Source organism: Acidocella facilis ATCC 35904, assembly GCF_000687875.1.
In the GTDB taxonomy this organism is placed as follows: domain Bacteria; phylum Pseudomonadota; class Alphaproteobacteria; order Acetobacterales; family Acetobacteraceae; genus Acidocella; species Acidocella facilis.
This window is the reverse complement of record NZ_JHYG01000006.1, coordinates 189,768-212,671: the sequence shown is the minus strand read 5'-3', so window position 1 is coordinate 212,671 and position 22,904 is coordinate 189,768. Positions and strand designations below refer to the sequence as shown.

The 22,904-nt window shown below is 68.5% G+C and carries 22 protein-coding genes; 21 read left to right on the top strand and 1 reads right to left on the bottom strand.

All coding sequences use genetic code 11. The features are described 5' to 3' along the window. Positions 1-2: 2 nt before the first annotated feature. The 21 genes from T331_RS0109995 (at position 3) to T331_RS0109890 (ending at position 22,108) form a co-directional block, all read left to right on the top strand. A complete protein-coding gene (locus tag T331_RS0109995; RefSeq protein ID WP_026439911.1) occupies positions 3-1,574 on the top strand; it encodes a flagellar M-ring protein FliF C-terminal domain-containing protein in 1,572 nt (523 codons plus the stop codon). Beyond that, a complete protein-coding gene (locus T331_RS0109990) occupies positions 1,571-2,617 on the top strand; it encodes a flagellar motor switch protein FliG (protein WP_234731641.1) in 1,047 nt (348 codons plus the stop codon). The genes T331_RS0109995 and T331_RS0109990 overlap by 4 nt, the downstream gene beginning before the upstream one ends. After that, positions 2,617-4,002 carry a flagellar hook-length control protein FliK gene (locus tag T331_RS0109985; RefSeq protein ID WP_026439910.1) on the top strand — a complete coding sequence of 462 codons (1,386 nt, stop codon included), beginning with the start codon at positions 2,617-2,619 and terminating at the stop codon, positions 4,000-4,002. The genes T331_RS0109990 and T331_RS0109985 overlap by 1 nt, the downstream gene beginning before the upstream one ends. Then, complete coding sequence (locus T331_RS0109980; protein ID WP_008495559.1) at positions 3,995-5,260, top strand: FliM/FliN family flagellar motor switch protein; 1,266 nt, start codon at positions 3,995-3,997, stop codon at positions 5,258-5,260. Before T331_RS0109985 ends, T331_RS0109980 begins: the two co-directional genes overlap by 8 nt. After that, complete coding sequence (locus T331_RS18020) at positions 5,257-5,520, top strand: flagellar biosynthetic protein FliQ (RefSeq protein WP_008495558.1); 264 nt, start codon at positions 5,257-5,259, stop codon at positions 5,518-5,520. Before T331_RS0109980 ends, T331_RS18020 begins: the two co-directional genes overlap by 4 nt. Next, positions 5,513-7,606: a flagellar biosynthesis protein FlhA gene (locus T331_RS0109970; protein ID WP_026439908.1), complete on the top strand. Its 2,094-nt coding sequence runs from the start codon at positions 5,513-5,515 to the stop codon at positions 7,604-7,606. Before T331_RS18020 ends, T331_RS0109970 begins: the two co-directional genes overlap by 8 nt. Continuing rightward, positions 7,599-8,147 carry a sigma-70 family RNA polymerase sigma factor gene (locus T331_RS0109965; protein ID WP_008495556.1) on the top strand — a complete coding sequence of 183 codons (549 nt, stop codon included), beginning with the start codon at positions 7,599-7,601 and terminating at the stop codon, positions 8,145-8,147. Before T331_RS0109970 ends, T331_RS0109965 begins: the two co-directional genes overlap by 8 nt. After that, entirely contained in the window at positions 8,144-8,953 is an 810-nt protein-coding gene (locus tag T331_RS18015) for a MotA/TolQ/ExbB proton channel family protein (protein ID WP_051622303.1), read from the top strand. The genes T331_RS0109965 and T331_RS18015 overlap by 4 nt, the downstream gene beginning before the upstream one ends. Next, entirely contained in the window at positions 8,953-9,780 is an 828-nt protein-coding gene (locus T331_RS0109955) for a flagellar motor protein MotB (protein ID WP_035179802.1), read from the top strand. The genes T331_RS18015 and T331_RS0109955 overlap by 1 nt, the downstream gene beginning before the upstream one ends. A 9-nt stretch (positions 9,781-9,789) precedes the next feature. After that, positions 9,790-10,059, top strand: coding sequence for a hypothetical protein (locus T331_RS0109945; RefSeq protein WP_155992678.1), 270 nt, complete (start codon positions 9,790-9,792; stop codon positions 10,057-10,059). After that, the gene (locus T331_RS0109940) at positions 10,059-10,724 is read left to right on the top strand and encodes a FliH/SctL family protein (protein ID WP_026439905.1); all 666 of its coding nucleotides are present in this window, start codon (positions 10,059-10,061) and stop codon (positions 10,722-10,724) included. Before T331_RS0109945 ends, T331_RS0109940 begins: the two co-directional genes overlap by 1 nt. Then, positions 10,721-12,064 carry a FliI/YscN family ATPase gene (locus T331_RS0109935; protein WP_026439904.1) on the top strand — a complete coding sequence of 448 codons (1,344 nt, stop codon included), beginning with the start codon at positions 10,721-10,723 and terminating at the stop codon, positions 12,062-12,064. The genes T331_RS0109940 and T331_RS0109935 overlap by 4 nt, the downstream gene beginning before the upstream one ends. Then, positions 12,061-12,480: a hypothetical protein gene (locus tag T331_RS0109930; protein WP_008495549.1), complete on the top strand. Its 420-nt coding sequence runs from the start codon at positions 12,061-12,063 to the stop codon at positions 12,478-12,480. The genes T331_RS0109935 and T331_RS0109930 overlap by 4 nt, the downstream gene beginning before the upstream one ends. A 2-nt stretch (positions 12,481-12,482) precedes the next feature. Further along, the gene (flgL, locus tag T331_RS0109925) at positions 12,483-13,706 is read left to right on the top strand and encodes a flagellar hook-associated protein FlgL (protein WP_026439903.1); all 1,224 of its coding nucleotides are present in this window, start codon (positions 12,483-12,485) and stop codon (positions 13,704-13,706) included. Between the two features lie 12 nt (positions 13,707-13,718). Further along, positions 13,719-17,132 carry a hypothetical protein gene (locus T331_RS0109920; protein WP_155992677.1) on the top strand — a complete coding sequence of 1,138 codons (3,414 nt, stop codon included), beginning with the start codon at positions 13,719-13,721 and terminating at the stop codon, positions 17,130-17,132. Then, entirely contained in the window at positions 17,129-17,821 is a 693-nt protein-coding gene (flgA, locus tag T331_RS0109915) for a flagellar basal body P-ring formation chaperone FlgA (RefSeq protein WP_026439901.1), read from the top strand. The genes T331_RS0109920 and flgA overlap by 4 nt, the downstream gene beginning before the upstream one ends. A gap of 169 nt (positions 17,822-17,990) precedes the next feature. Next, entirely contained in the window at positions 17,991-19,514 is a 1,524-nt protein-coding gene (locus tag T331_RS0109910; protein WP_026439900.1) for a flagellin N-terminal helical domain-containing protein, read from the top strand. A gap of 72 nt (positions 19,515-19,586) precedes the next feature. Continuing rightward, positions 19,587-20,969: a flagellar filament capping protein FliD gene (gene fliD, locus T331_RS0109905; RefSeq protein WP_026439899.1), complete on the top strand. Its 1,383-nt coding sequence runs from the start codon at positions 19,587-19,589 to the stop codon at positions 20,967-20,969. A gap of 16 nt (positions 20,970-20,985) precedes the next feature. Next, positions 20,986-21,360, top strand: a complete 375-nt coding sequence (locus T331_RS0109900; RefSeq protein WP_026439898.1) for a flagellar protein FliS — start codon at positions 20,986-20,988, stop codon at positions 21,358-21,360. Then, the gene (flgM, locus tag T331_RS18010) at positions 21,357-21,656 is read left to right on the top strand and encodes a flagellar biosynthesis anti-sigma factor FlgM (RefSeq protein ID WP_035179800.1); all 300 of its coding nucleotides are present in this window, start codon (positions 21,357-21,359) and stop codon (positions 21,654-21,656) included. Before T331_RS0109900 ends, flgM begins: the two co-directional genes overlap by 4 nt. Then, complete coding sequence (locus T331_RS0109890) at positions 21,656-22,108, top strand: hypothetical protein (RefSeq protein WP_008495536.1); 453 nt, start codon at positions 21,656-21,658, stop codon at positions 22,106-22,108. The genes flgM and T331_RS0109890 overlap by 1 nt, the downstream gene beginning before the upstream one ends. Before the next feature lie 228 nt (positions 22,109-22,336). On the opposite strand, the gene T331_RS0109880 is transcribed toward T331_RS0109890, so the two are convergent. Then, a complete protein-coding gene (locus T331_RS0109880) occupies positions 22,337-22,864 on the bottom strand; it encodes a peroxiredoxin (protein ID WP_008495535.1) in 528 nt (175 codons plus the stop codon). Positions 22,865-22,904 lie beyond the last annotated feature (40 nt).

The following is a 22,904-nucleotide window of genomic DNA, read 5'->3' as shown; positions in this document are numbered from 1 at the left end:
CGATGGCCGATTGGCGCACGCAGCTCGTTCGGGTGCGTACCCAGGCCGCGCAGGCGCCGCGCCTGCTGCTGGCGGGCGGGGCTGTCATCGCCGCCTCGGCGGCGCTGGTCGGCTGGCTGGAATTCTCCTCGCCGCCCTACGCGGTGCTGGAAGAAGGCTTGAGCCCGGCCGAAGGCGGCAAGGTGATCGCGACGCTGCAGAAGCTCGGCATACCCTATCAATTGCGCGAGGCCGGGGATGTGATCCTGGTGCCGGCCCCGCAGCTGGCGCAGGCCCGGCTGCAGCTCGGCGCCGCCCAGGTGCCGGGCGATGATGTGAATAATGCCTGGACGCAGGTGGAAAACGCGCCGATGACCGCCTCCGACCAGGCGCAGCAGGCGATGGGCAATCAGGCGCTGGAACTCTCGCTGCAGCATTCCATCGAAGGGCTGCAGGGCGTGCGCGCGGCGCAGGTCTTTCTGGCGATCCCGGCGCAGACGCCGTTCCTGGCCGACCAGCCGAAACCCTCCGCCTCGGTGGTGATCGACGCCGCGCCCGCCGCCGCGCAGGCGCAGGGTGTGGCGATCGCCGGGCTGGTCGCCGGCGCGGTGCCGGGGATGACGCCGGAGCAGATCACGGTCGAGACCACCGCCGGCGCCACGGTGTTTCCGCAGACCGGGGCGGCCGGCAACGCCGCCCAGCTCGCCACCACTGGCGATATCGAGGCGCAGGCCGCGGCGCGCGTCGCGGATATTCTAACCCCGCTGGTCGGCGCTGGGAATTTTCGCACCGGCATCGGCGCGGATGTGGATTTCACCCAGGTCCGCACGCATCAGACGCTCTATGGTCCCGGCCATCTGGTGCAGCATGCGGTGCAGGACAGCTCCCAGCAGAGCGGCGCCACCCAGGCCGCCGCCATCGGCATTCCCGGCGCGCTCTCCAACCAGCCGCCGGCCGCCACCACCGCCAATCCGGCGCCGGTGCCAACCCAAGCCGGCGGCGCCCCGGCAACCAGCCCCGCCAGCACCGCCAGCGCCCAAGGCGCGCAAAGCCCGCAGCAGGTCAGCAGCCAGCAGGACCAGACCTACCAGAACGATGTCAGCGACAGCGACATCACCCATCCGGATTGGGCGGTGAAGGGCATCGCGGTCTCGGTGGTGCTCAACCAGGCGGCGCTGGGCCAGCTTTCCACCGCGCAGGTGAAGAGCGCCATCGCCAGCGCCTTCTCCTATCCCGCCGTCAGCGTGAATGTGCTGGCCGCGCCCTTCCATGCGCAGCCGATCGGCAGCGGCGCGGTGCTGGGAGAGTCCAGCGGTGCGCTCACCCATGCGGCGCTGGAGCTGCTGGCGGCCTTGTTCGTGCTGTTCGGCCTGGCGCTGCCGCTCTCGCGCCGGCTGAAGAGTGTGGATCTGAAAGCCATCCTCACCCCGCCGCTACCGCCACCGCCGCCAGCACCGCCGCCGGTGCTGCGGCCGGAGATGATCACCCCGGCGGTGAATTTCACCCCGCTGCGTGAACAGGTGGCGCAGAACCCGCGCGGGGTCGCCAGCCTGCTGCAAAGCTGGGCCGATGATGCGGAGGGGAAGGAGCGATGAGCGTTACCGCCTCCAAACCTACCGTTAAACTGGCTCCGATGCCGCCGGCGGATCCGCTGAGCGGCGTCGAGCGTGTGGCGGTGGTGCTGCAGGAGCTGGGCGAAGAGGCCGCGGCACTGGTGCTGCGCGAGATGGACGACGCGCTGGTGACCAAGATCTCCACCGCGATGACGGCGATGCGCAACGTGCCCTTTGGCCTGCGCAACCAGGTGATGCAGCGTTTCGTCGCGGATATGGGCGAGCAGGGCCTGAGCGGCCCGGCGCTGAAATTCCTGCACCGCACGCTGATCAACGCCTTCGGCGAAGCGCAGGCGCGTGAGATTTTGCGTAGGCTGGCCCGCCAGAACGCCACCCGCGCCTTCCAGCTGCCGGCGCAATGCGACCCGCAGACCCTGGCGGTGCAGATGGCGAATGAACGGCCGCAGACCATCGCTTTGCTGCTGGCGCATATTCCGCAGGAAATCGCCGCCGAGATGCTCACCTTCCTGCCCGAGGAGCTGGCGGCGGAGGCGCTGTATCGCTTCTCCATCCTGGATGTGGTCTCGCCCAACGCGGTGCTGGAATTGCAGCAGATGGTCGATGAGATGATGCAGGCGGCGGCCTCCGGCGGCAAGCGCGTCGCCAATCTCGGCGGGCCGAAGCTGGCGGCGGAAATCCTCAACCAGCTGCAGGCGGATAAGATGCAGCAGGTGCTGGGCGGCATCGAGGCGCATGACAGCCCGACGGCGGAAAAGATCCGCGAGAATTTGTTCACCTTCCCGGATCTGGTGCGCCTGCCGGATGCGGCGTTGCGGATGCTGTTGCGCGAGATCTCGCCGGAGCTGCTGGCCCCGGCGCTGCGGCTGGCGGATACGGAGCTGAAGGAGCGCTTCTTCGCCAATATCTCGGCGCGCCAGCGCGAGGTGCTGAACGAGGAGCTGACCGGCGGCCCCGGCCTGCGCCGCGCCGATGTGCTGGCGGCGCAAGCGGAAATCGTCGCGGTGGCGCTGCGGCTGGCGGAAGAAGGCAAGATCGCAGTGCGCGCCAGCGAGGAGCTGCTCTGATGCAGGCGCTCCCGCCCAGCAACGCGATGCCGGCCGAGAGCGGCTATAATATGCAGAGCGCTGGCATCCAGAGCGTCTCCCCGCAGAACGCCACTTCCTACATGCAGAGCGCGCCGGCCGACGCCGCGCAAAATGCCGGTGGCGCGTCCGATGACTGGAGCAGCGCCTTGCAGACGGCCCAGCAAAGCAGCACGCCGCCTGCCCCGCAGCCTGCCGCCGAGAGACGTGACGTCACACAGAGCCGCGACAGCGCGCCGCCGACCGACCAGCCCGCCACCGGCCAGACGCCCGCCAACCCCACCGACTCGACGACGACTCACGCCGCCACCGCCAGCGCCAGCGACGCCAGCCAGAGCGCTGGCCCGCATAAGCATGAGGATGGCAGCGACAATAACGGCCTCGGCGCGCTCGCCGCTTTGGTGCTGGGGGTGGCGAGCGGCCAGAGCCAGCCCGCCGCCCCACCCAGCAAGACCGAGAGCAAGGCGGACAGCAAGGCCGCCAGCAGCGCCGCCGGCAAGAGCGAAGTCAGCGCGCCCGCAACCGGCAACGCCGCCAGCAGCGGGACCGCCAAATCCAGCCCCACCCTCACCGCCGACGCGCCCGCCGACGCGCCCCCCGCCAACGATCAGGCCCCGACACCGCCCGCAGTGGCCACCGCGAAGGATGCCGCGCAGGACGTGGCCCAGCCCAGCGTCAGCGCCCCGCAACCCACCCCGCGCGCGGCCAGCGCCCCCGCTTCCGCCACCGCCTCCACCAGCGCCGCCGCCCCTGCCCCGGCGGCCAGCGCCGCACCCGCCGCCGCCCTTGCCGTCACCCCCAGTGTGAAAGGCAAAGACAGCGCCCTGCCCGGCACCGCCAGCCTGCCCACCGCCAGCGCCACCAGCACCACCGCCCCGCTGCCAGCCGCCCTGGCCATGGCCGCCCCCGGCACCGCACAGGCCAATGCCACCACCACCCAGGCCGCCACCACCACGCCCATCACCGCCAGCACCGGGCTGGAGGCGACCTCGCTCGCCCCGGCCGCCCTCGCCGCGACGGTCTCGGCTTTGCACCAGCACGGCCAGTCCCAGGCGACGCTGCGGCTCGACCCGCCGGATCTCGGCCAGCTCACCATCAATCTCGGCCTCAGCGCCACCGGGCAGCTCAACGTCACCTTCATCCCCAGCACCGCCCATGCCGCGCAGGCGCTGCATAACGGCATGGACGGGTTCCGCCAGGCGGTGGGCAATGCCGGGCTCAGCCTCGGCCAGGCGGATGTGAGTTCCGGCGGCCAGGGCCAGCAGGCCCCCGCCCAGCCGCAAGTCCAGCGCCCGGCGCAGAGCGCCAGCGCCGCGCCGGCCCCCGCTCCTGTGACCACCGATACCGGGGTGCGCGCCTATGCTTGACGCCCCCAGCGCCTTGCTGCGCGACCCAACCGACATCAAACCGCTGGACCTGCTCAACCATGTCCGCGCCCCGGGGCTGCGGCCGGGGCTGATGGAGACGCTCTCGGCGCGCTTCATGCGCCAGATCGCGCTGGCTTTGTTCAAGACCACCCGCAGCCCGGTCTCGCTGCTCTCCAGCAAAACCGGCATCGCCCCGCATGAGGCGGTGCTGGAGCGGCTGCCGGATGTGCTGCTGGCCGGCCATGCGGATCTCGCCCCCTTGCGCGGGCGCGCGCTGCTGGCGCTGGACGGGGCGCTGCTGGGCGCCATCGTCGATGGCATGTGCGGCGCCTCCATCCCCTCCAGCGCCCCGGCGCATGATCTTTCGGCGATGGAGCTGCGCATCGGCCGGCAGCTGATCGAGGCGGTGTATAAATCCGCCTCCGACTCCCTCGCCCCGCTCGGCATCGCGCCGCTGCTCGCCTCCAGCTACGAGACCGCGCATGCGATGCTGGGCGTCGCCGAGGCGCAGGATTGGATGATCGAGATCACCGGCCAGTTCGAAACCGCGCTCGGCCAGGGGCGCATCACCATCGCCCTGCCCTTCGCCCCGCTGGATGCGCTGGAGCAGAAGCTGCTGGCGCAGAGTGGCGCGAATGCCCGCAACGCCGCCGATGAGGGCTGGGCCGCGCGCCTGGCCGCCAGCAGCGAGGCGGTGAAGCTGCCGCTCTGTTTCGAAATCGCCCGCGGGCATCTGCCGATGTCGCTGGTCAGCGCGCTGCGGCCGGGCGCGCTGCTGCCGCTCAGCCTGCTGCCGGAAGCCATCGCCGTCTCCGGCGGGGTGGATCTTTTCCGGGCCGAGTATGGCCAGTTCGAAGGCGCCATCGCCTGCCGGGTGAGCCCCGGCCAGGACCTCCAGAAGGGACAGACCATGACCGACACCCCCCCCGAGATCGCGCTTGAGCCACTGAGCCCGCTGCCCGGCCAGGGCCACGCGCTGGATGGCAGCAAGCTGCTCGACCGCGTGCAGGTGGCCATCGCCGTGGAGCTGGGCCGCGCGGCGCTCAGCGTGAAGGAGATGCGGGCCTTGCGCCAGGGCCAGGTGATCGCGCTGGACCAGCGCGTCGGCGAGCCGCTGGTGATTTACGCCAACGGGCTGAAGCTGGCGCATGGCGAGGTTGTCGCCATCGGCGATGGCGAGCGCTACGGCATCCGCATCACCGGCCTGGCCGGCGAGGCCGAAGCCGAGACCGAGCCGCAGCAAGAGGCGGCCGAATGACCAATAGCGATGTCGATGCCGGCGCCTGGATCGCCTTTGCGGAGCTGGCGGGGCCGATCCTGCTGCTGCTGCTGGTGATCGGCGTTGTCACCGGCGCGCTGCAGACCGCGACGCAGGTGAAGGAAGCCTCGGTGCCCTTCGTGTTGAAGCTGGCCGGGGTGGCGGTGCTCACCTCGCTCGCCGGGCCGATGATGCTGGGCGGGGTGGAGCATTACGCGTTGCATCTGTTCGGCGCGATTCCGGGGCTGGTGCATGGCTGAGGCCGCCGCCCTCTCCGGTTTTCCCAAGCTGAACGCGGCGCAGTTCGCGGGGCCGATCCTGGTCCTGCTGATCCTCGTCATGCTGGTGGTGCCGCTGCCGCCGGCGGCGATCTCGCTGCTCTTTGCCATCAATATCTCCGCCGGCCTGGTCATCCTGGGCGCCTCGCTCTACATCGCCTCGCCGGCTGAATTCTCGGCCTTCCCCTCGATCTTGCTGGCGACGACACTGATGCGCCTGGCGCTGAATGTCGCCACCGCGCGCGCCATTCTGCTCAACGGCGCCAGCGGGCCGGGCGCGGCGGGGCATGTGATCGAGGCCTTCGGGCAATTCGCCGTGGGCGGCAACTATGTCGTCGGCGGCATCATCTTTGTGATTTTGATCATCATCAATTTCGTGGTGGTGACCAAGGGCGCCTCGCGCGTCGCGGAAGTCTCGGCCCGCTTCATGCTGGACAGCCTGCCGGGCCGGCAGATGGCGATCGACGCCGAGATCAATGCTGGCGTGCTCACCCCGCAGGCGGCGGAGCGCCGGCGCGACATGCTGCGCCGGGAGGCGGATTTTTTCGGGGCCATGGATGGCGCCTCGAAATTCGTGCGCGGCGACGTGATCGCGGCGATGATCATTCTGGCGATCAACATGATCGGCGGGCTGATCATCGGCACGCTGCAGGCCGGGCTGCCTTTGGGCGATGCCGCGCGCACCTACACGCTGCTGACGGTAGGCGATGGCTTGGCGGCACAGATCCCGTCTCTGACCATCTCGGTGGCGGCGGGTCTGGTGGTGACGCGGGTTGCCACCGGCGAGGATATCGGCGCGCAGATCAAATCCCAGCTCTGGAAATATCCGCAGGCGCTGGCGCTGGCCGCGGCGATCACCATCGCCATCGGGCTGATGCCGGACATGGCGCATCTGCCCTTCTTCGCGCTGGGTGGGGCGCTGGGCTTCGCCGCCTGGCGGGCCGCGCGCCAGGCGCGCGAGGCGTTGGCCCAGCCGGAAGCCGCCGGGGCCGCCAAGGGTGCCAAAGCCGAAGCCAAGCCGGACGCGCTGGCGGATGTCACCGGCGTCGATCCGCTGGGCATGAGCATCGGCTTTGCCCTGGCGCCTTTGGTGGCGGCTGGCGAAGGCAAGCTGCTCGGCCGCCTCACCGCGGTGCGCCAGCGCTATGGCCGCGCCATGGGATTTTTGATCCCCGCCGTGCATATCAGGGATTCCTCGGACCTGCCGCCGAATGCCTACCGCTTCACATTGCGCGGGGCAGCGATTGGCGGCGGCGAGGCCTGGCCCAATCAATGGCTGGCGATCGAAGGCAATCTGGTCATCGACAGGCTGAAAATCGGCCGGCATGTGAAAGACCCCGCCTTCGGCCAGCCGGCGGTGTGGATTCCGCAAACCGCCATCGCCCAGGCCGAGGAGCTTGGCTACACGGTGGTGGATGCCTCCTCCGCCATCGCCACGCATTTCGCCGAGGTGCTAAAGCGCTACGGCGCCGAGCTGCTGGGCCGCCCGCAGGTGGAAGGCTTGCTCACCAAACTCGCTGAAACCACGCCGCGCCTGGCCGAAGACCTACGCGCCGCGATGGCCGCCGGGCTGGTGCGCCAGGTGCTGCAGGGGCTGCTGGCGGAAGAGGTGCCGGTGCGCGATTTCGAGCGCATCGCCGAGGCGATGGTGGAATCCGCCGATACCGGCATCAAGGATCCGGAGCGGCTGCTGGCTGCCGTGCGCATGCGCCTCGGCCGCTTCATCGTCGCCCAGGCCGCCGGGCAGGAGAGCGTGCTGAAAGTCGCGGTGCTGCCGCAGCGGCTGGAGGAGCTGGTTTCGAAATCGCTGCGTGCCGGCAAGGACACAGCCGCCGCCGGCGAGATTGAGCCGGAAAGTGCCGCGCATCTGCGCCAGGCCGCCGAGGCCGCGAATGCCGCGATGAAGGCGAAAGGGCTGCGTCCGGTGCTGGTGACGCAAGCCCCGCTGCGCCGCGCCGTGGCGCGGGTGATCGCCGGAACGCTGCCGGTGCTCTCGCTGGATGAAATTCCACCCAGCATGCCGATGCAGGTGGTGCAGGTGGCCGAGCCGGGCGCCGCCCATGGCTGAGATCTGCGCCGCCGACATGCCAACCTACGGCAACTGGATCAAGCGCACCGCCTTGCTGCTGAAATCCCGCATGCCCTGGGCGGAGCTGGATGATCTGCTGCAATGGGGTGCGGTCGGCCTGCTGGAGGCGCATGGCCGGTTCGAGGACGCCTACGGCGTCACCTTCCAGACCTACGCGATGCGGCGCATCAAGGGCGCGATGCTGGACGGGCTGCGCCGTTCGAAAAGCTTCCGTTTCACGCAAGGCACGGATGAGACGATGATCGATCTGCATGCCGAGGAAAACGGCATGCTGCCGGAAGATCCGCTGAGCCTGATGCTGCAGAGCGAGCGCCAGGGTGTGCTGGTGGAAGCGCTGCGCGAGCTGGAGCCTGAGGAATATCAGATGCTGGCGCTGCATTTTTTTGAAGAGTTGAATAACCGCGAAATTGCCCTGGTGCTGGATGTCAGCGACAGCTACGCCTCCAAGCTGCGCGCCCGGGCGCTGGCGCGGCTCTCTACCCTGGTGCGCGCCAAGCTTGAAGGAGTTCCCGCCACATGACCAGCGTTCTCGGCCTCATCTGCGGAATTCTCGTTGTCGTGCTCGGCGCGGTCTCGGATAACGACCCGCTCTCCTCGCTGTTCAGCCTCACCGCCTGCATCATCGTGCTGGGCGGTACGCTGGCGGCGTTGATGGTGCAGTTCGGGGTAGGCGGTCTGCTGAAAGGCATCAAGGGCGCGGGCTGGCTGGTGAAACCGCCGAAGGTGGATCTGCATGAATTCGTCGTGCGCATCACCGAATGGGCCGCCTTGTCACGCCAACAGGGCACGCTGGCGCTGGAACCCTTCATCGAGCAGCAGAAAGACCCGCTGCAGGCCAAGGCTTTGCAGCTGATCGTCGATAACACCCCGGCGCCGGCCTTGCGCGAGAAGCTGACGGTGATGGTGGAAACACTCGGCGCGGCCGAGCATCTACCGGCAAAATTCTGGGAATCCGCCGGCGGGTTTTCGCCGACCATCGGGGTGATGGGCGCGGTGCTGGGGCTGATCCATGTGATGATGGAGCTGAACCATCCGGAACTGCTGGGTGCTGGCATCGCCACCGCCTTCATCGCCACCGTGTATGGCGTGGGCACCGCGAATCTGTTCTACCTCCCGATGGGCGCGCGCCTGGCCGCCATCGCCGAGGAGACCGAACATGCCCGCTTCATCCTCGTCGATGGTTTCGTCATGCTGGCCCAGCAGAAGCCAGCCTCGGTGATCCGCGACGAACTGCTCACAGTCATCCCCGGCAAGCCGAAGGACATCGCCCCCGCCGCCGCCGCCGCCGAGGCTGAGACGCCCGCGGCCGAGATGGAAGCCGCCTGATGTCCCACGCGCCCGCCCCGCGCCGGAAAAAACGCAAGGAGAGCCATGGCAATCATGAGCGCTGGGTGATCTCCTACGCGGATTTCATCACGCTGCTGCTGGCGTTTTTCGTGGTGCTCTATGCGTCCTCGGTGCGTGACAAGCACAAGATGGACGAGGAAGCGCAAAGCTTCCTGAAGGCCTTCCACGCCCCGCCGGGCATGATCAAAGCCGAAAGCTCGGCGGATCGCGGCGTGATGAATCACCAGCCCTCGCCTGTGCCCAAACCGGTGGAATCGCCGGCCTCCGCCAACACGCCGGTGCAGAAGCAGATGATCCATCAGCTGACGCAGGATATGCTGCAATTGCAGAATGCCCAGAACCAGCTCTCGAAAATGCTGCAGCCGATGATCGGCGCGCATCAGGTCGGCATGCAGAGTGACCCGCTGACGCTGACCATCCGGCTGAATGATTCCGTGCTGTTCTCCTCCGGCCAGTCGACGCTGACCCCCTCCGCGCAGACGCTGCTGAAACAGATTGCCGCGAGCCTGACCAGCCTGCCGCCGAAATTCAAGATTTTCGTTGGCGGCTACACGGATAATCAGCCGATTCATGATGCGCAATTCTCCTCTAACTGGGCACTCTCGGCGGCGCGCGCGGTGAGCGTGGTGGAGCTGTTCCAGAATGCCGGCATCGGCGGCGAGCAACTGGCGGCGCAGGGCTTTGGCGAGTTCGATCCCATCGCCAGCAACGACAATGCCGATGGGCGCGAGCAGAACCGGCGTGTCGTTATCGTCATTCACGCGCCGGACCCCGGCAGCAAGGCCGCGCCGGCGGCGGCGAAGTAGGGCAGGATCATGGCAAAAGCGAAGAAATCTTCAGGAAAATCCTGCGGCCTGCCGTTGAAGCCGGGGCTCGTCGTCATCGCCATCATGTGTCTGCGCGCCGCCGCCACGCAGCCCTCCTGGTTCAGCCTTCCGTCCATCGCGGTGTGGCTGGCCGGGGCGCTGGCCACAGGCCTCGTCGCCTACGCGGTGCTGGCGCTGGCGCTGCCGGTGGGGGCCATCCTGCTCGCCTACATACGGCGCGGCCTCACACTCCTTAGCCGGCCGGCGGACGAAGGCTGATGGTATTCCGCCGCATCAACAGCAGCGTGCCTGCATCGCCGCCACCGCCCAACCCGGCGGCACAGGAGGCGGAGATTGACGCGCGCGTGCGCGCGGCGCTGGCACGGCTGCGGGACGAGGCGCAAGCGCAAGGCCTGGCCAAGGGCGAAGCCGAAGGCCGCGCTTCCTACACGGCGAAAACCCAGGCGCTGGACGACGCGGCGAAGGCGTTGCGCGCCGCCGCCGCGCAGCTCGCCGCCCCTCTGGCAAAGAAGGAAACCGAACTCGCCGAACTCGCCACCAATCTCGCGATGATCATCGCCCGGCATGTGATCGGCGTGGAAGCCATCGCCCGGCCGGAGGGTCTGGCCCGGCTGGTGGCGCAATTGCTGGAGGAAGCCGCCGCCGAGCGCGCCCCGCGGCAAAGCCTGGTGCTGACCCTTCATCCGGAAGATGCCAAGCCCGTACAGGATCTTCTCGATCTACAGACGGTCACGCTCCGCCATGACGCGGCAATTGAGCGCGGCGGCGCGCGCGTCGAGCTGCTCTGGCCCGATGGCGATCCGGTCAACCGCACCGAGTGGGATGCGACGCTGCCCAGCCGGCTCGCGGCGGTGGCGGCTTCGCTCGGCCTGCCGGAAACGGCTGCCCCAGCCGATGAGTTTGCCGAAGAGGAGGCATCATGAGCCTCAACATGGCGAATGTGCAGGCGCAGGCGCGCGCGCGGCTCGACGGTCTGGGTGGCGTCGCCCAGGCTCGACGCTATGGCCGTATTGTGCGCGCCAATGGCGAGATTTTGCATGTCAGCGGCGTCCGCGCGCCGGTGGGCGCGCGCTGTCTGATCGAAGGGGAGAGTGCCAGCCTACCGGCCGAGGTGGTCGGCTTCGAGGCTGACGGGCTGTTGGTGATGGCCGAACAGGGCACGCGCGGCATCGCCCGCGGCGCGCGGGTGCATGTGGATGCCACCGGCACCGCGCCTCTGGTTGGCGAGGCGTTGCTGGGCCGGGTGCTGGATGGGCACGGCGCGCCTTTGGACGGGCTGGCGCCGCCCGCGCTGACCGCCAGCTGGCCCTTGCGCGGGCGCCCGGTGAATCCGATGCATCGTGCCCGCATCGAAGAGGTTTTCGAATCCGGCGTGCGCGCCATCGATGCGCTGAACACGATGGGCCGGGGTATGCGCATCGGCCTGTTCGCGGGCTCGGGCGTTGGCAAGACCACTTTGCTCGGCATGATGGCGCGCAACGCCAAGGCCGATGTGGTGGTGGTGGCGATGATCGGCGAGCGCGGGCGCGAGATTCGCGAATTCATCGAGGATCATCTCGGCGCGGCGCGGTCGCGTTGCGTCGTCGTCGCCTCGCCGGCGGATGATACCGCGCTGGGGCGGGTGCATGGCGCCTACCGGGCGGCGGCAATGGCGGAATATTTCCGCGCGCAAGGGCAGAATGTGCTGCTGGTGGTGGACAGCCTGACGCGCCTGGCGATGGCGCTGCGTGAGATCGGCCTCGCTGCGGGCGAGCCGCCGGCGGTGAAGGGCTATCCGCCTTCGGCTTTTGGCGCGCTTTCCGCCTACGTGGAGCGGGCCGGCAATGGCGGCCCCGGCCAGGGCTCGATCACCGCGATCTACACTGTTCTCGTCGAAGGCGACGATCATGTCGGCGATCCGATCGCCGATACCGCCCGCGCGGTGCTGGATGGGCATATCGTGCTCTCGCGAAAACTCGTGGAATCGGCGATGTATCCGCCGATCGACATTTCCGCCTCGCTCTCGCGGGTGATGCCGGGGCTGATCGGTGAGGAGCATAAGGCGCTGGCCGCGCGCTACCGCGCGCTCTGGGCGCGGCGGGCGGAGAAACAGGACATCATCGATCTCGGCGCCTACGCGCCGGGGCGTGACAAGCTGCTGGACGAGGCGCTGAAGCGCGCCCCGGCGATGGAGGATGTGATCCGCCAGGGCGTCACCGAAGCCGCCACCTACCCGCAGAGCCTGGCCGCGCTGCGCACCGCGCTGATGGAGGCCAGCTCGTGAAATCCTCATTGCTGAGCAAGCTGGAAGTGCTGGCCGCGGCCGAGGAGGCGAAGCGCGCCGAGACGCTGCGCCGCGCCCAGGCCGCTTTGGCGCAGGCGCAAGGCCAGCAGCAGGTGCTGCATGCCTACCGCGCCCGGCTCGCCGCCAGCGTGCAGACCGGCCAGACCGTGAGTGCCGCGCAGATCCGCAGCGCCGGGCTGTTCGCCGAGGCGGGGTTGAGCGCGCTGGAGCAGGTCGGCCAGAGCGCCGTCCGCGCCGAGGCCAGCATCGCCACCGCCCGCGCGCAATTGCTGGAAGCCCAGGCGCAGCGCCGCAAATTGGCCAGTGCCACCGATACCGCCCGGCGCCGCGACGCGCTGGAAGCCGAAACCCGGGCCGAACGCGCCCTCCCCCTCGCCCGCCGCAAGGAGCGTTGAAAATGGATCTCTCTCTCTACACCAATTTCAGCAATTCGCTGGCCAAGCAGGAATCGCAGATCAGTCTGCTGCAGCAGGAAATCTCCACCGGCCTCGCGGTGCAAACGCCCGACCAGAACCCGGCCGCCTACGCCGCCGCCGCCATCGGCCAGGATCAGGTGGCCTCGCTCGCCAGCGACAACACCAATCAGGCCGCGATCCAGTCCCAGCTTGGCACCGTTTCGGATACCTACGGCTCCGTCAGCGCCTTGCTGAATTCCGTGCAATCGGTGGTCGAGCAAGCGCTGAACGCCACCACCAACCCGCAGGACATGGCCTCCCTCGCCACCCAGGTGCAGGTGGACCAGCAGCAGATGCTCTCGCTCGCCAACACGCAAGGCACCAGCGGCTCCTACGTGTTCGCCGGCACGCGCGGCTCCATCGAGCCCTTCCAGCGCGACCCGACCACCGGCCAGATCATCTATCTCGGCGATGGCGGCAGCAGCCAGGCTTCGATTTCGCCCAGCGCCCAGGCCTCGGCGGTGACCAATGGCGAGGTCTTCGTCTCCGGCCTGTCGGGTGATGGCACCGCCAGCATCGCCGCCGCCAGCAGCAATACCGGCACCGCCACGCTGATCTCCGAAGGGGTGGCCAACAGCGCCCAGGCCAGCGCCTTCCAGCAGGGCAGCGGCAACATCACCATCGCCTTCGCGCAAGGCACCAGCGGCATGACCTACAGCGCCACGGATGCCAGCGGCAATGTGGTGGCCAGCGGCACCGTCTCCAGCGCGGCTGACAGCACCACCAGCATCCAGGTCGCCGGCTCCAGCTACCAGATCCAGGGCAACCCCGCGGCTGGCGACAGCTTCACCCTCTCCCCCTCGCGCCCGCAAAGCGTGTTCACGCTGCTGCAGAATCTCGTCAGCACACTGAGCACCGCGGGCAGTGGCGCCGCCGGGGCGGCGCAGACGCGCCAGGCGCTGAACCAGAGCCTGGCCGGGCTGGCGCAATACCAGTCCGACGTGCTCACCGCCCAGGCGCAGACCGGCGTGACGCTGCAGGCGGTGCAGACCGCCAGCACCAGCAACGCCACCGCCTCCGCCACCATCCAGACCGCGGACAACGCGGCAACGGCGGTGGATATGCCGACGGCCTTGACCAATCTGGACCAGAGCATGACGGCGATGGAGGCGGCGATGAAAAGCTTCGCCGCCGTGCAGGGCCTCAGCCTGTTTCAGTATCTCTAAGGATTTCCCAGCGTGTCTGATGTGATCTTCATCGTCGGCTATTATCGCAGCGGCACCTCCGGCCTCTCGGGCGCGCTCACCAAGCTCGGTGTCGAGATCCAGAGCGAAGCCGCCGCCAATGAGCATAATCCGCTGGGCTTCTACGAGGTTCCGGAGCTGATCCAGTTCGATGTGGAGCTGATGAACAGCCTCGGCATGCAATGGGGCGATGTCGCGGCGTTGCCGGAAGGCTGGCATACGCGCCCGGAGCTGGCGCGCTTCACCGCCCGACTGGACCAGATTTTGCGCCGCCGCTTTCCGCCCGCGACCAAGCTTTGGGGCATCAAGCATCCGCATCTCTGCCATTTGCTGCCGCTTTACGAAAACGCCGTGCGCCAGGCCGGGCACACCCCGCATGTGGTGCATATTTTCCGCGACCCCGCGACCTCCGCCGCCAGCCAGCTGCTGAAGAACGGGCTGTCGCGCGCGCATGCGCTGCTGCTCTGGCTGGGCTACGCCACCGCGGCGGAGCGCAATGCCCGGCATCTGAAGCGCAGCTGGCTGACTTATGGCCATTTGCTGGCGCACCCCGAGGCCTGCTTCCGGCAGCTGGAGGCGGATCTCGGCCTGCCGCTGACCAGGCTGCGCCCGGATGGCATGGCGCAGGCGAAAGCCTATCTCACCGGCGAGCTGAACCGCAGCAAGGCGCTGCCGGCGGAAGGGCTGTACCCGCCGCTGGAGCGGCTGGTGGCGCGGCTGTGGGAGGCGATCGAGGCTGGCGATCACAGCCCGGCCTTGTGGGATGAAATCGGCACCCAGACCGCCGAAATCGCCAGCTTCCTGGCGGAAATCCGCGATAGCCGGCTGCGCGCCCTGCCCGGCCTTGGCGGCCCGGTGGAGCTGCCGGCGGCCAATGCCCCCGCCCCGGCGGCGGCGCTGCGCCCGCCCGAGCGGCTGGACGATGCCGCCCAGGCCCGTCTGGCGCGCCTCTGCGCCGAACAGACCATCCTGCCGCGCATCGCCGTGGTCATCGCCGCCCCCGGCGGGCGGGCCAGCGCCATCGGCGAGACGCTGGCGACGCTGCAAGGCCAATGGCGCCAGGCGGATCTGATCCGGCTGGTCTCGGTCGATCCGGCAACGGTGGAAGGCATCGAGACCATCGAGGCCCCGGCCGCCCCGGGCGGGGTGAGTGCCACGCTCTGCGCCACGCTGAACGCGCTGGCCGGCGACTATGATTATGTCGCGGCGCTGAATGCCGGCGACAGGCTCGACCCCGACGCGCTGCAGCGCTTCGCCCTGGAGGCATCGCGCACCGGGATGCCGGATCTGCTTTATTGCGACGAGATCGTGCCCAGCGCGGACGCCCCCTGGGTGCGCTACAAGCCGGGCTGGGATGTCACCCGGCTGCGCCAATCCGCCTATCTGGGGGACTGGGTCTGGTACAAGGGCGCCACACTGACGCGGCTTGGCGGGTTCGATAGCAGCCGCGCCGGGGCTGAGGAATATGATTACCAGCTGCGCCTGAGCGAGACCGCGCCGCGCGTCGTGCGCCTGCCCGAGGCGCTGTTCGTGCGCGACAATGCGGCACGGCGCGACGATATCGCGGTGGAGGATTTCGTCGCCGCCGCTGAAGCGGCGCTGGCCACCCATCTCACTCGGCTGGGCATGCCGGCCGCCATCGGCAAGCGGCAATTTGTCGGGCTGTTCCGGCATGAGCGGGAGGCCGCCGATCCCGGCACCGCCCTCCTGCTGCTGTGCGACGGCGCGGATGTCGCCAGCGTCAATCAACGCCTCACCGCGCTGCTGGAGCCGCCGGTGGCAAGGCTGCCGATCATCCTGGCCGCCTTCGCGCCGCGCCCGGACGTGGCGGATTATTTCGCGCAGATCGACGCGCAACGCGCCGGGCTGGGGCAGAGCGTGCGGGCGATCACCGCCACCGGCGCGGCCGCCTTCGCCGCCGCGCTGGCGCTGGTGGAGGCGCCGCATCTCGCCATTCTGGATGCCCGCGCCACCCCCACCACGCCGGACTGGCTGTCCGTGCTGCGCACCAAGCTGGCGGATCCAGGCGTGGCGATGGCCGGTGGCCGCACGCTGGTGCCCGGTGCCGGCGGCACCAGCCAGCCAATGCTGCAAGGGTCCATCGTCATCGGCGCGCCGGTGCGGCTTGGCCATGGTTACGCGCCGGACTCCGGGCGCATGGGGGCCTGGCTGCTGGTCGACCAGGAAGCCAGCGCCATCACCCCGCCCGGCCTGCTGGCCCGCACCGAGCTGCTGCGCGGCTGCGCCTTCAGCGCGCTTTCCGGCGATGCGTTCTGGATCGATCTCTGCGCCCAGCTGCGCGCTGGCGGCCAGCGTCTGGTCTGGACCCCGGATGCCAGCTTCGAGGCGGCAACGCCGATCTTCGAGATCGACCAGGAGGGGCGCTTTCGCGCCGGCAGCCCGGCTGCCGCCGCCCTGCCCTGGCGCGATGCCTACCACCACCCTGCCCTCTCGCTGCGCGAGGATCTGCTGGTGCCGGAAACCCGCACCGGCTTCATCGCCCCCACACCGGAGGATGCGACCTCGGTGCTGTTCACCGGCCCGGGGCTGGGGGCGGAGCCGATCCTCGCCGCCGCCCGCGCCTTGCGCGCCACCGCCCGGCTGGATGCCGGCTGGGGCCCGGAACCGGTGACCGCCGCCGAGCTTGGCCGGCGCGATGCCGCCAGCTGGGTGCGGGTGAACCCGGACGGCACCGCGCCTCTGGCCGATGCGCCCTACACCGCCTTGTTCTCGGCGCCGCTCCGGCCGGGGGCGGAGCTGGCGGCGCAGCGGGCCCAGGCGGTCTATGCCACCTCCCCGGCCCTGGTCGGCGCGCTGCGGGCTTTGGGCGCGCCCGCCCCGCAGCTCTGGCGCCCGGCCCTGCGCCGCGCCAACTGGGAGAGCCTGACCCTGGGCACCGGCATGAACACCCGCCCGCGCGTGCTCTGGTTCGACGAGGGCGATACCCCGTCCTGGTTCACGGCCCTGGTCAACGAGACCGCCGAGGAGGTGAGCTGGATCATCGTCGAGCAGCCAGGCGCGAGCTATGAGGGCGAGGTGACGCGCCTGCCCCGGCATCTGGACGAGGCGCTCTGGGCACGGGATCTGGCCGGGCTGGCCCCGCATGTGCTGCTGCGCCCGGCGGGCAAGGCGGCTTTGGGGGATTGCTATTTCACCCTGCTCGCCGCCGCCGCCGGGGCGCATCTGATCCTCGACCAGCGGCTGGACACCCCCGCCAGCCTGCCCGCCGAGCGTCTGGGCCAGGCGGCGTCGCTCTGGAAAAGCCGGCTGCTCTGCGCGGTGAAGGATCTGCGCGGCACGCTGGCCTCCGGCAAAGCCACGAGGGAGGCCGCGCTGGCGCTGCCTTCGGTGGAGGAGCTGCCCACGCCCTGGGCGCAGCCGCAGGCCCTGTTGGAGGCGGCGCAATGAAGCGGATTTTGCTCCTGGCCCTGGCCGGCCCCGCGCTTGGCGTGATGGCGCGACCCGCCCTTGCCGACAGCGCGCATGAAAACCCGGATGATGTGGTGGCGGCGGCGAAGCAGGCCGCCCTCGCCCTCGCCCCGCCAGGCGCGCAGGTCACCATCTCGCAAGCCAAGGCCGCCGCCTACATGCCGGCCTGCACCGCGCCGCTCAGCGTCGCCATCACCGGCAACGCGCCTTACCAGGAGGCGGCGGTGCACTGCCCCGCCCCGGTCTGGGTGCTGTATCTCACCGCCAATGTCGCCGCGCAGCAGCTGGTGGAGGTCGCGGCCCGGCCCATCGAAGCCGGGCAGACGCTGAGCGAAGATGATGTCAGCCTCGCCGAAAAACCCGTCAGCCTGTTCGCCGGCCGGCAGACCTTCGCCGGGGCGCAGCAGTTGATCGGCGCGCAGGCGCGGCTCTCGCTGCAGCCGGGGGCGGTGATCACCAGCGATGCGGTGGCGCAGCCGGTGGTGGTGAGCACCGGGCAGACGGTGGCGGTGCAGGTGAAGGATGGCGGCGTCGTGGTCAGCGTCAATGCCGTGGCGGACCAGACCGGGCGCATCGGCGATACCATCCTGATGACCAACCCTGGCTCCGGCCGGCGCTTCTCCGCGCTGCTGACCGCGAGCGGACCGGTTGTGGATCTCGGCTCGTGAACAGCCTACATCATGTAGGCTGTTCACACCGGCGCGACGCGTTTGCCGGGTTTGCAGGCATTGATTCAAAAAAAATCCCGCCAGCCTACATTTTTTTGGTAGGTTCCAGGAAATCTTCGCAACCTCGTGGCGATAATAGCGTACGGCAACCGCAACCATGGAGGTATTTATGTCGGCCGTAGGTTCCATTGTGACGAATACCGGCGCGCTCACCGCGCTGAATTCGCTGACCAACACCACCAGCACCACCAATAATCTCGAAAACCAGCTCTCCACCGGTCTGTCGATCAATTCTCCGGCCGACAATCCCGCGGGCTACATCACCGCGCAGGGCTTCACCTCGCAGATCAACGGCCTGACCCAGGCTGTCTCCAACGCCAACCAGGGTGTGTCCCTGCTGCAGACCGCCGATGGCGCGCTGACCCAGCAGGTCGGCATCGTGCAGCAGCTGAACACGATCGCCGTGCAGGCCGCCAACGGCACCCAGACCTCGGCGGAATCGCAGTCCCTGCAGTCCGAAACCAGCCAACTGGTCAGCCAGGTTTCCACCATCGCCGGGCAGACCCAGTTCAACGATGTCAATCTGCTCAACGGCACCTTCCAGGGCGTGCAGCTGCAGGTCGGCGCGAATGAAGGCCAGACGATGAGCCTGTCCATCGGCAGCACGATGGCGAGCGCGATTGGCATGTACGCGACCAAGGCTGATACCACCAATACCTACAAGTCCGGCGCGTCCTCCGCGAGCGGTGCTGTGACCAGCGGTGCGACCCCAGGCGCCTTCAAGGCGGGCACGCTGAGCATCACCGGCGCCAACGGCACCACGAAGAGCATCACCGTTGGCTCCGCCACCGCCACCGCCGGCGCCGCGACGAAGGAATCCGCCGCCAGCATCGCGGCTGCGGTCAACAACCAGTCCGCCTCTACCGGCGTGCAGGCGCAGGCAACCAACAGCATCACGTTGAAGGCCGATGGTGGCACCGGCAACTACGCCTTCAAGATCGGCGCCACCACCGGCAGCGGCACGTCTTCCGCCGTCGGCAACAGCGTGACCGTGAATGCCTCAAGCCTCTCCGAGCTGGTCTCGCAGATCAATGGCGGCACCACCTCCAACGGCATCTCCGCGACGCTGAACTCCGCCGGCAGCGCGGTGACCCTGACCCAGGCGAACGGCCAGAACATCTCCATCAGCAGCGCCGCCACCACCGGCAAGTCGCTGACCACCACGACCTCGACCGCCGCCAATGCCGTCGTCATCGGCGGCTCCGCCACGGGCGCTGTGACCAGCGCGCTGGCCCAGGGCCAGGTGCAGTTGCAATCCTCCGGCGCCTTCTCGACCTCGGGCACCGCCAGCATCGGCGAGAGCAGCAACTCCACGCTGAACTCGCTGGCTGACATCAATGTCAGCACCACTGCCGGCGCCAACAGCGCGATGAACGTCATCAAATACGCGCTGGCCGGTCTGAACAACCAGGGTGGTCAGCTCGGCGCGGTGCAGCAGAGCCTCACCGCCAACATCAACAACATGAACACCACCAGCACCAATCTGAACTCGGCGCTGGGCGTGGTGCAGGATGCCAACATCCCGAGCGTCAGCACCAAGCTGACGGAAGCGCAGATCCAGGCGCAGTCCGGCGTGGCCGCGCTGAAATCCTCCACCCAGCTGCAACAGGCTTATGTGAGCCTGCTGCCGTAATCCAAACGGGCTGGCCGGTAACCCCGGCCAGCCGCCTTCCTTCCCTCACATCCGAGAAGCGGTCCCGGCCCCATGACCTCGTCAATCTCCTCGCTCAGTTCAGCAACCATCCAGACGCAGGTGGCGAGCTATGAAAAGACGCTGGAGCTGCCGGTCACCGCGCTGAAAAACGAAATCACCACCGACAAGGCGGAAATTTCCGCCTGGGGGTCGATCCAGAGTTCGGTTTCCACTCTGTCGAGCGCCCTCTCCGGCATCAAGGATGTCGCCAGCATCAATAACCGCACCGCCACCAGCGCGCAGACCACCATCGCCACCGCCAGCGCCACCAACAGTGCCGCCACCGGCACCTACACGCTCTCCAACATCAAGCTCGCCACCGGGCAATCCATCTATTCCGCGCTGCAAGGCTCGGCCGGTGCTAAGCTCTCCGGCGGCGCGGGCTCGATGACCTTCACGATGAAAGGCGGCGCCACCGAAACCGTCGCGGTCAGCTCCGCCAGCATGACGCTGACCGGCATCGCCGCCGCTATCAACAAGCAGGCGGGCGGGGTGAAGGCCAACATCGTCACCGCCGCCTCCGGCACCCGGCTGGTGCTGCAGAGCAGCGCCACCGGCAGCGCCGGGGCCTTCTCCGTTACCGGCACCGGCGCGCTCTCGCGCTTCGCCTACAGCGCCGCGTCCCCTGGCAGCGAAACGCTGACGCAGAGTGCCAAGGATGCAAGCCTGTCGCTGAACGGCGTGCCGATCACCAGCGCCAGCAACACCCTCAGCAACGCGGTCAACGGGCTGACGGTGAAACTCGCCGCCTCCGGCAGCACCAGCATCAGCGTCGCCTCCTCGCCCTCCAGCCTGTCCACCGCACTCTCGCAGGTCTCCACCGATCTCAACAAGGCGATCTCGACCATCGCCGGCCAGATCAAATATGTCTCCTCCGCCTCGGCGGCGAAAGCCAGCGCCGCCAGCGCCTCGGCCTCGACAAAGAGCGGCCCGCTGCTTGGCAATTTCACCGCGACCGATCTTTCCAGCCAGTTGATGAGTTCGGTCAGCGAGGCCCAGGCCAGCGGCATCAGCGCCGCCTCGATCGGCCTGAAGGTCGGCACCTCGGGCGCCATCAGCTTCGATTCCACCAGCTTCGCCAGCGCCTACGCGAAGAATCCGAAAGCAGTGCAGACGCTGGTTTCGCAGATCTACACCAGCCTTTCCACCGTGACCAAGGCGGCGATCGGCTCCGGCTCAGCCTCCACCGGCACCATCGGCGCGGCCACCAGCGGCTTGACCACCACCGATAATTCGATCACCACCCAGATTACCCAGATGACCAAGATCGATACCGCACTGATCAATAATTTGCTGAACCAATATGCCACGGCGGAAAGCTCGCAGACCAGCGCCTCGATCTCGCAGGCCTACCTTTCCGTGTTCCTGAGCAGCAACAGCTCGAGCTCCGGTTAATCGATAGGACATGTCCATGAGCAGCTCCACCACCTACCGCACCAGCATGTTCGATGGTCCCGCCGCGATGGATTGGCTCGCCCCCGGTTGGCGCGCGCTGCGCCTCTATGGCAAGCGCGCCCGCCAGGCGATCGAGGCCGGCGATGGCCCGACCAAGATCGACATGATCATGCGCGCGCAAACCCTGCTTGGCACCATGTCCGGCATCGCCCAGTCCGGCGAGGAGGCAACGCTGGGGGCAGCACTACAGACCATCTATACCGCGCTGATGTTCTGCCTGCTGCGCGCCAACGCGCAAAACAACGCCGCCGCCTTGGAGGATTATGATCGCGCGCTGGCGCAGCTGGACCGTGACATGCGCAGCAATCTGCCGACACAGGATGCGGCATGACCAACTCGATCGGCTCCCTGCCCGGCCCGTCCGGTCCCGCCTACGCGCAACAGGCGAACAGCACCGGCGCTGCCGGCGGCGCGAGCGCCAGCCCCCAGGGCGCTGAGACGGACGCCGTCACCCTCAGCGACGCCGCCGCCGGTGCCGGGCATCTGGTGAGCGCGGCCCAGGCCAGCGACGGGGTGGACGAGGCGGCGGTGGCGCAGATCAAAAACGCGCTGGCCGCCGGCACCTACAGCGTCGAGCCGGAGGATCTGGCGAAGGCGATCGCCACCGTGCTGAAGGGCACACGCTGATGGAAACCCCGCCCTTCCCGGATGCCGGACGGCTGGAGGCCATCGCCGGCACGCTCGCGGATGCGCTGGGGGTGGTGCGGGATTTGAACGAGCGGCTGAACCGGCTGGACCGGCTGATGCTGAGCGGCCAGCCGCACGAGATCCAGAGCGAAGCCGGCGAGATCGAGCAGCGCATGCAGGAGGCGCAGCCGGTCTTCTCCGCCATCACCGCGGCGATGACGCAGATGCAGGCCCGCTCCTTCGACGACGCCGCCGCCCGGCTGCGCGAGAACGAGGCCCTGCCCGCCGCGCGCCTGGCCGAGGAGCTGCGCGCCGCCCTGGCGCAATTCTCCCGCAAATCCGGCAGCGCCTCGCGCCGCGCCAGCCAGCTGCATCGCGGCCTCAACCTGTCGCTGCGGGCGCTGCAGAGCCTGGGCATGCATGAAAGTGGCCGGCTGATCGCCGAGGCCTGATTTATCCACAAGAGGCTTGATAAGCTTGTGGATATCTATGTGGATTGCAGTGCAACAGCCGGGATAAGCCCCGCGCCCGCCACGGCGGCGCAATAATCGGCACGCTCGCGACAGCGATCCATCAACTCTTTGATTTAAAACACAAAAACATCGGCCAAGCAAATCGCTCTGGTCTCAAAACCCCCAACCAAGCCCTTGATTCCACACCATAAGGCGGCGGTGGAAAACTCAAAGGCGCCGCAGATGCGCCAACATCGTTCCGGCATCGGAGACGCTGACCCCCACCCCGTCCGGATCGTCGCGAAATCCCGGCTCGGCGAACAAAGCGGTGATCGCGCCATCCTCCACCAGCATGGAATAGCGCCAGCTGCGCAGCCCCATGCCGTGGCGCCGGCGGTCCACCAGCATGCCCATCAGCCGGGTGAAATCCGCGTTGCCGTCGGGCAGCATGCGCAGTTTTTCGATGTTGCGGCTCTTCGCCCAGTTGAACATCACGAAGGCGTCGTTGACCGAGAGGCAAACCACCTCATCCACACCCAAGGCGCGGAATTCGTCATAGCCCTGCTCATAGCCCGGCAAATGGCTGTCCGAACAAGAGGGGGTGAAGGCGCCCGGCAGCGCGAACAGCACCACGCGCTTGCCGGCGAACACATCCTGGCTGCCGATCTCTTTCCACTCATACGGGTTGGGGCCGCCCAGGGCCGCGTTGCGCACGCGGGTGTGGAACCGGGTCTCGGGCACACGGGTCGGGTTCATCCACGCCTCCTGTTTTTTGTGCGGCGGGGCGCCCCGTCCG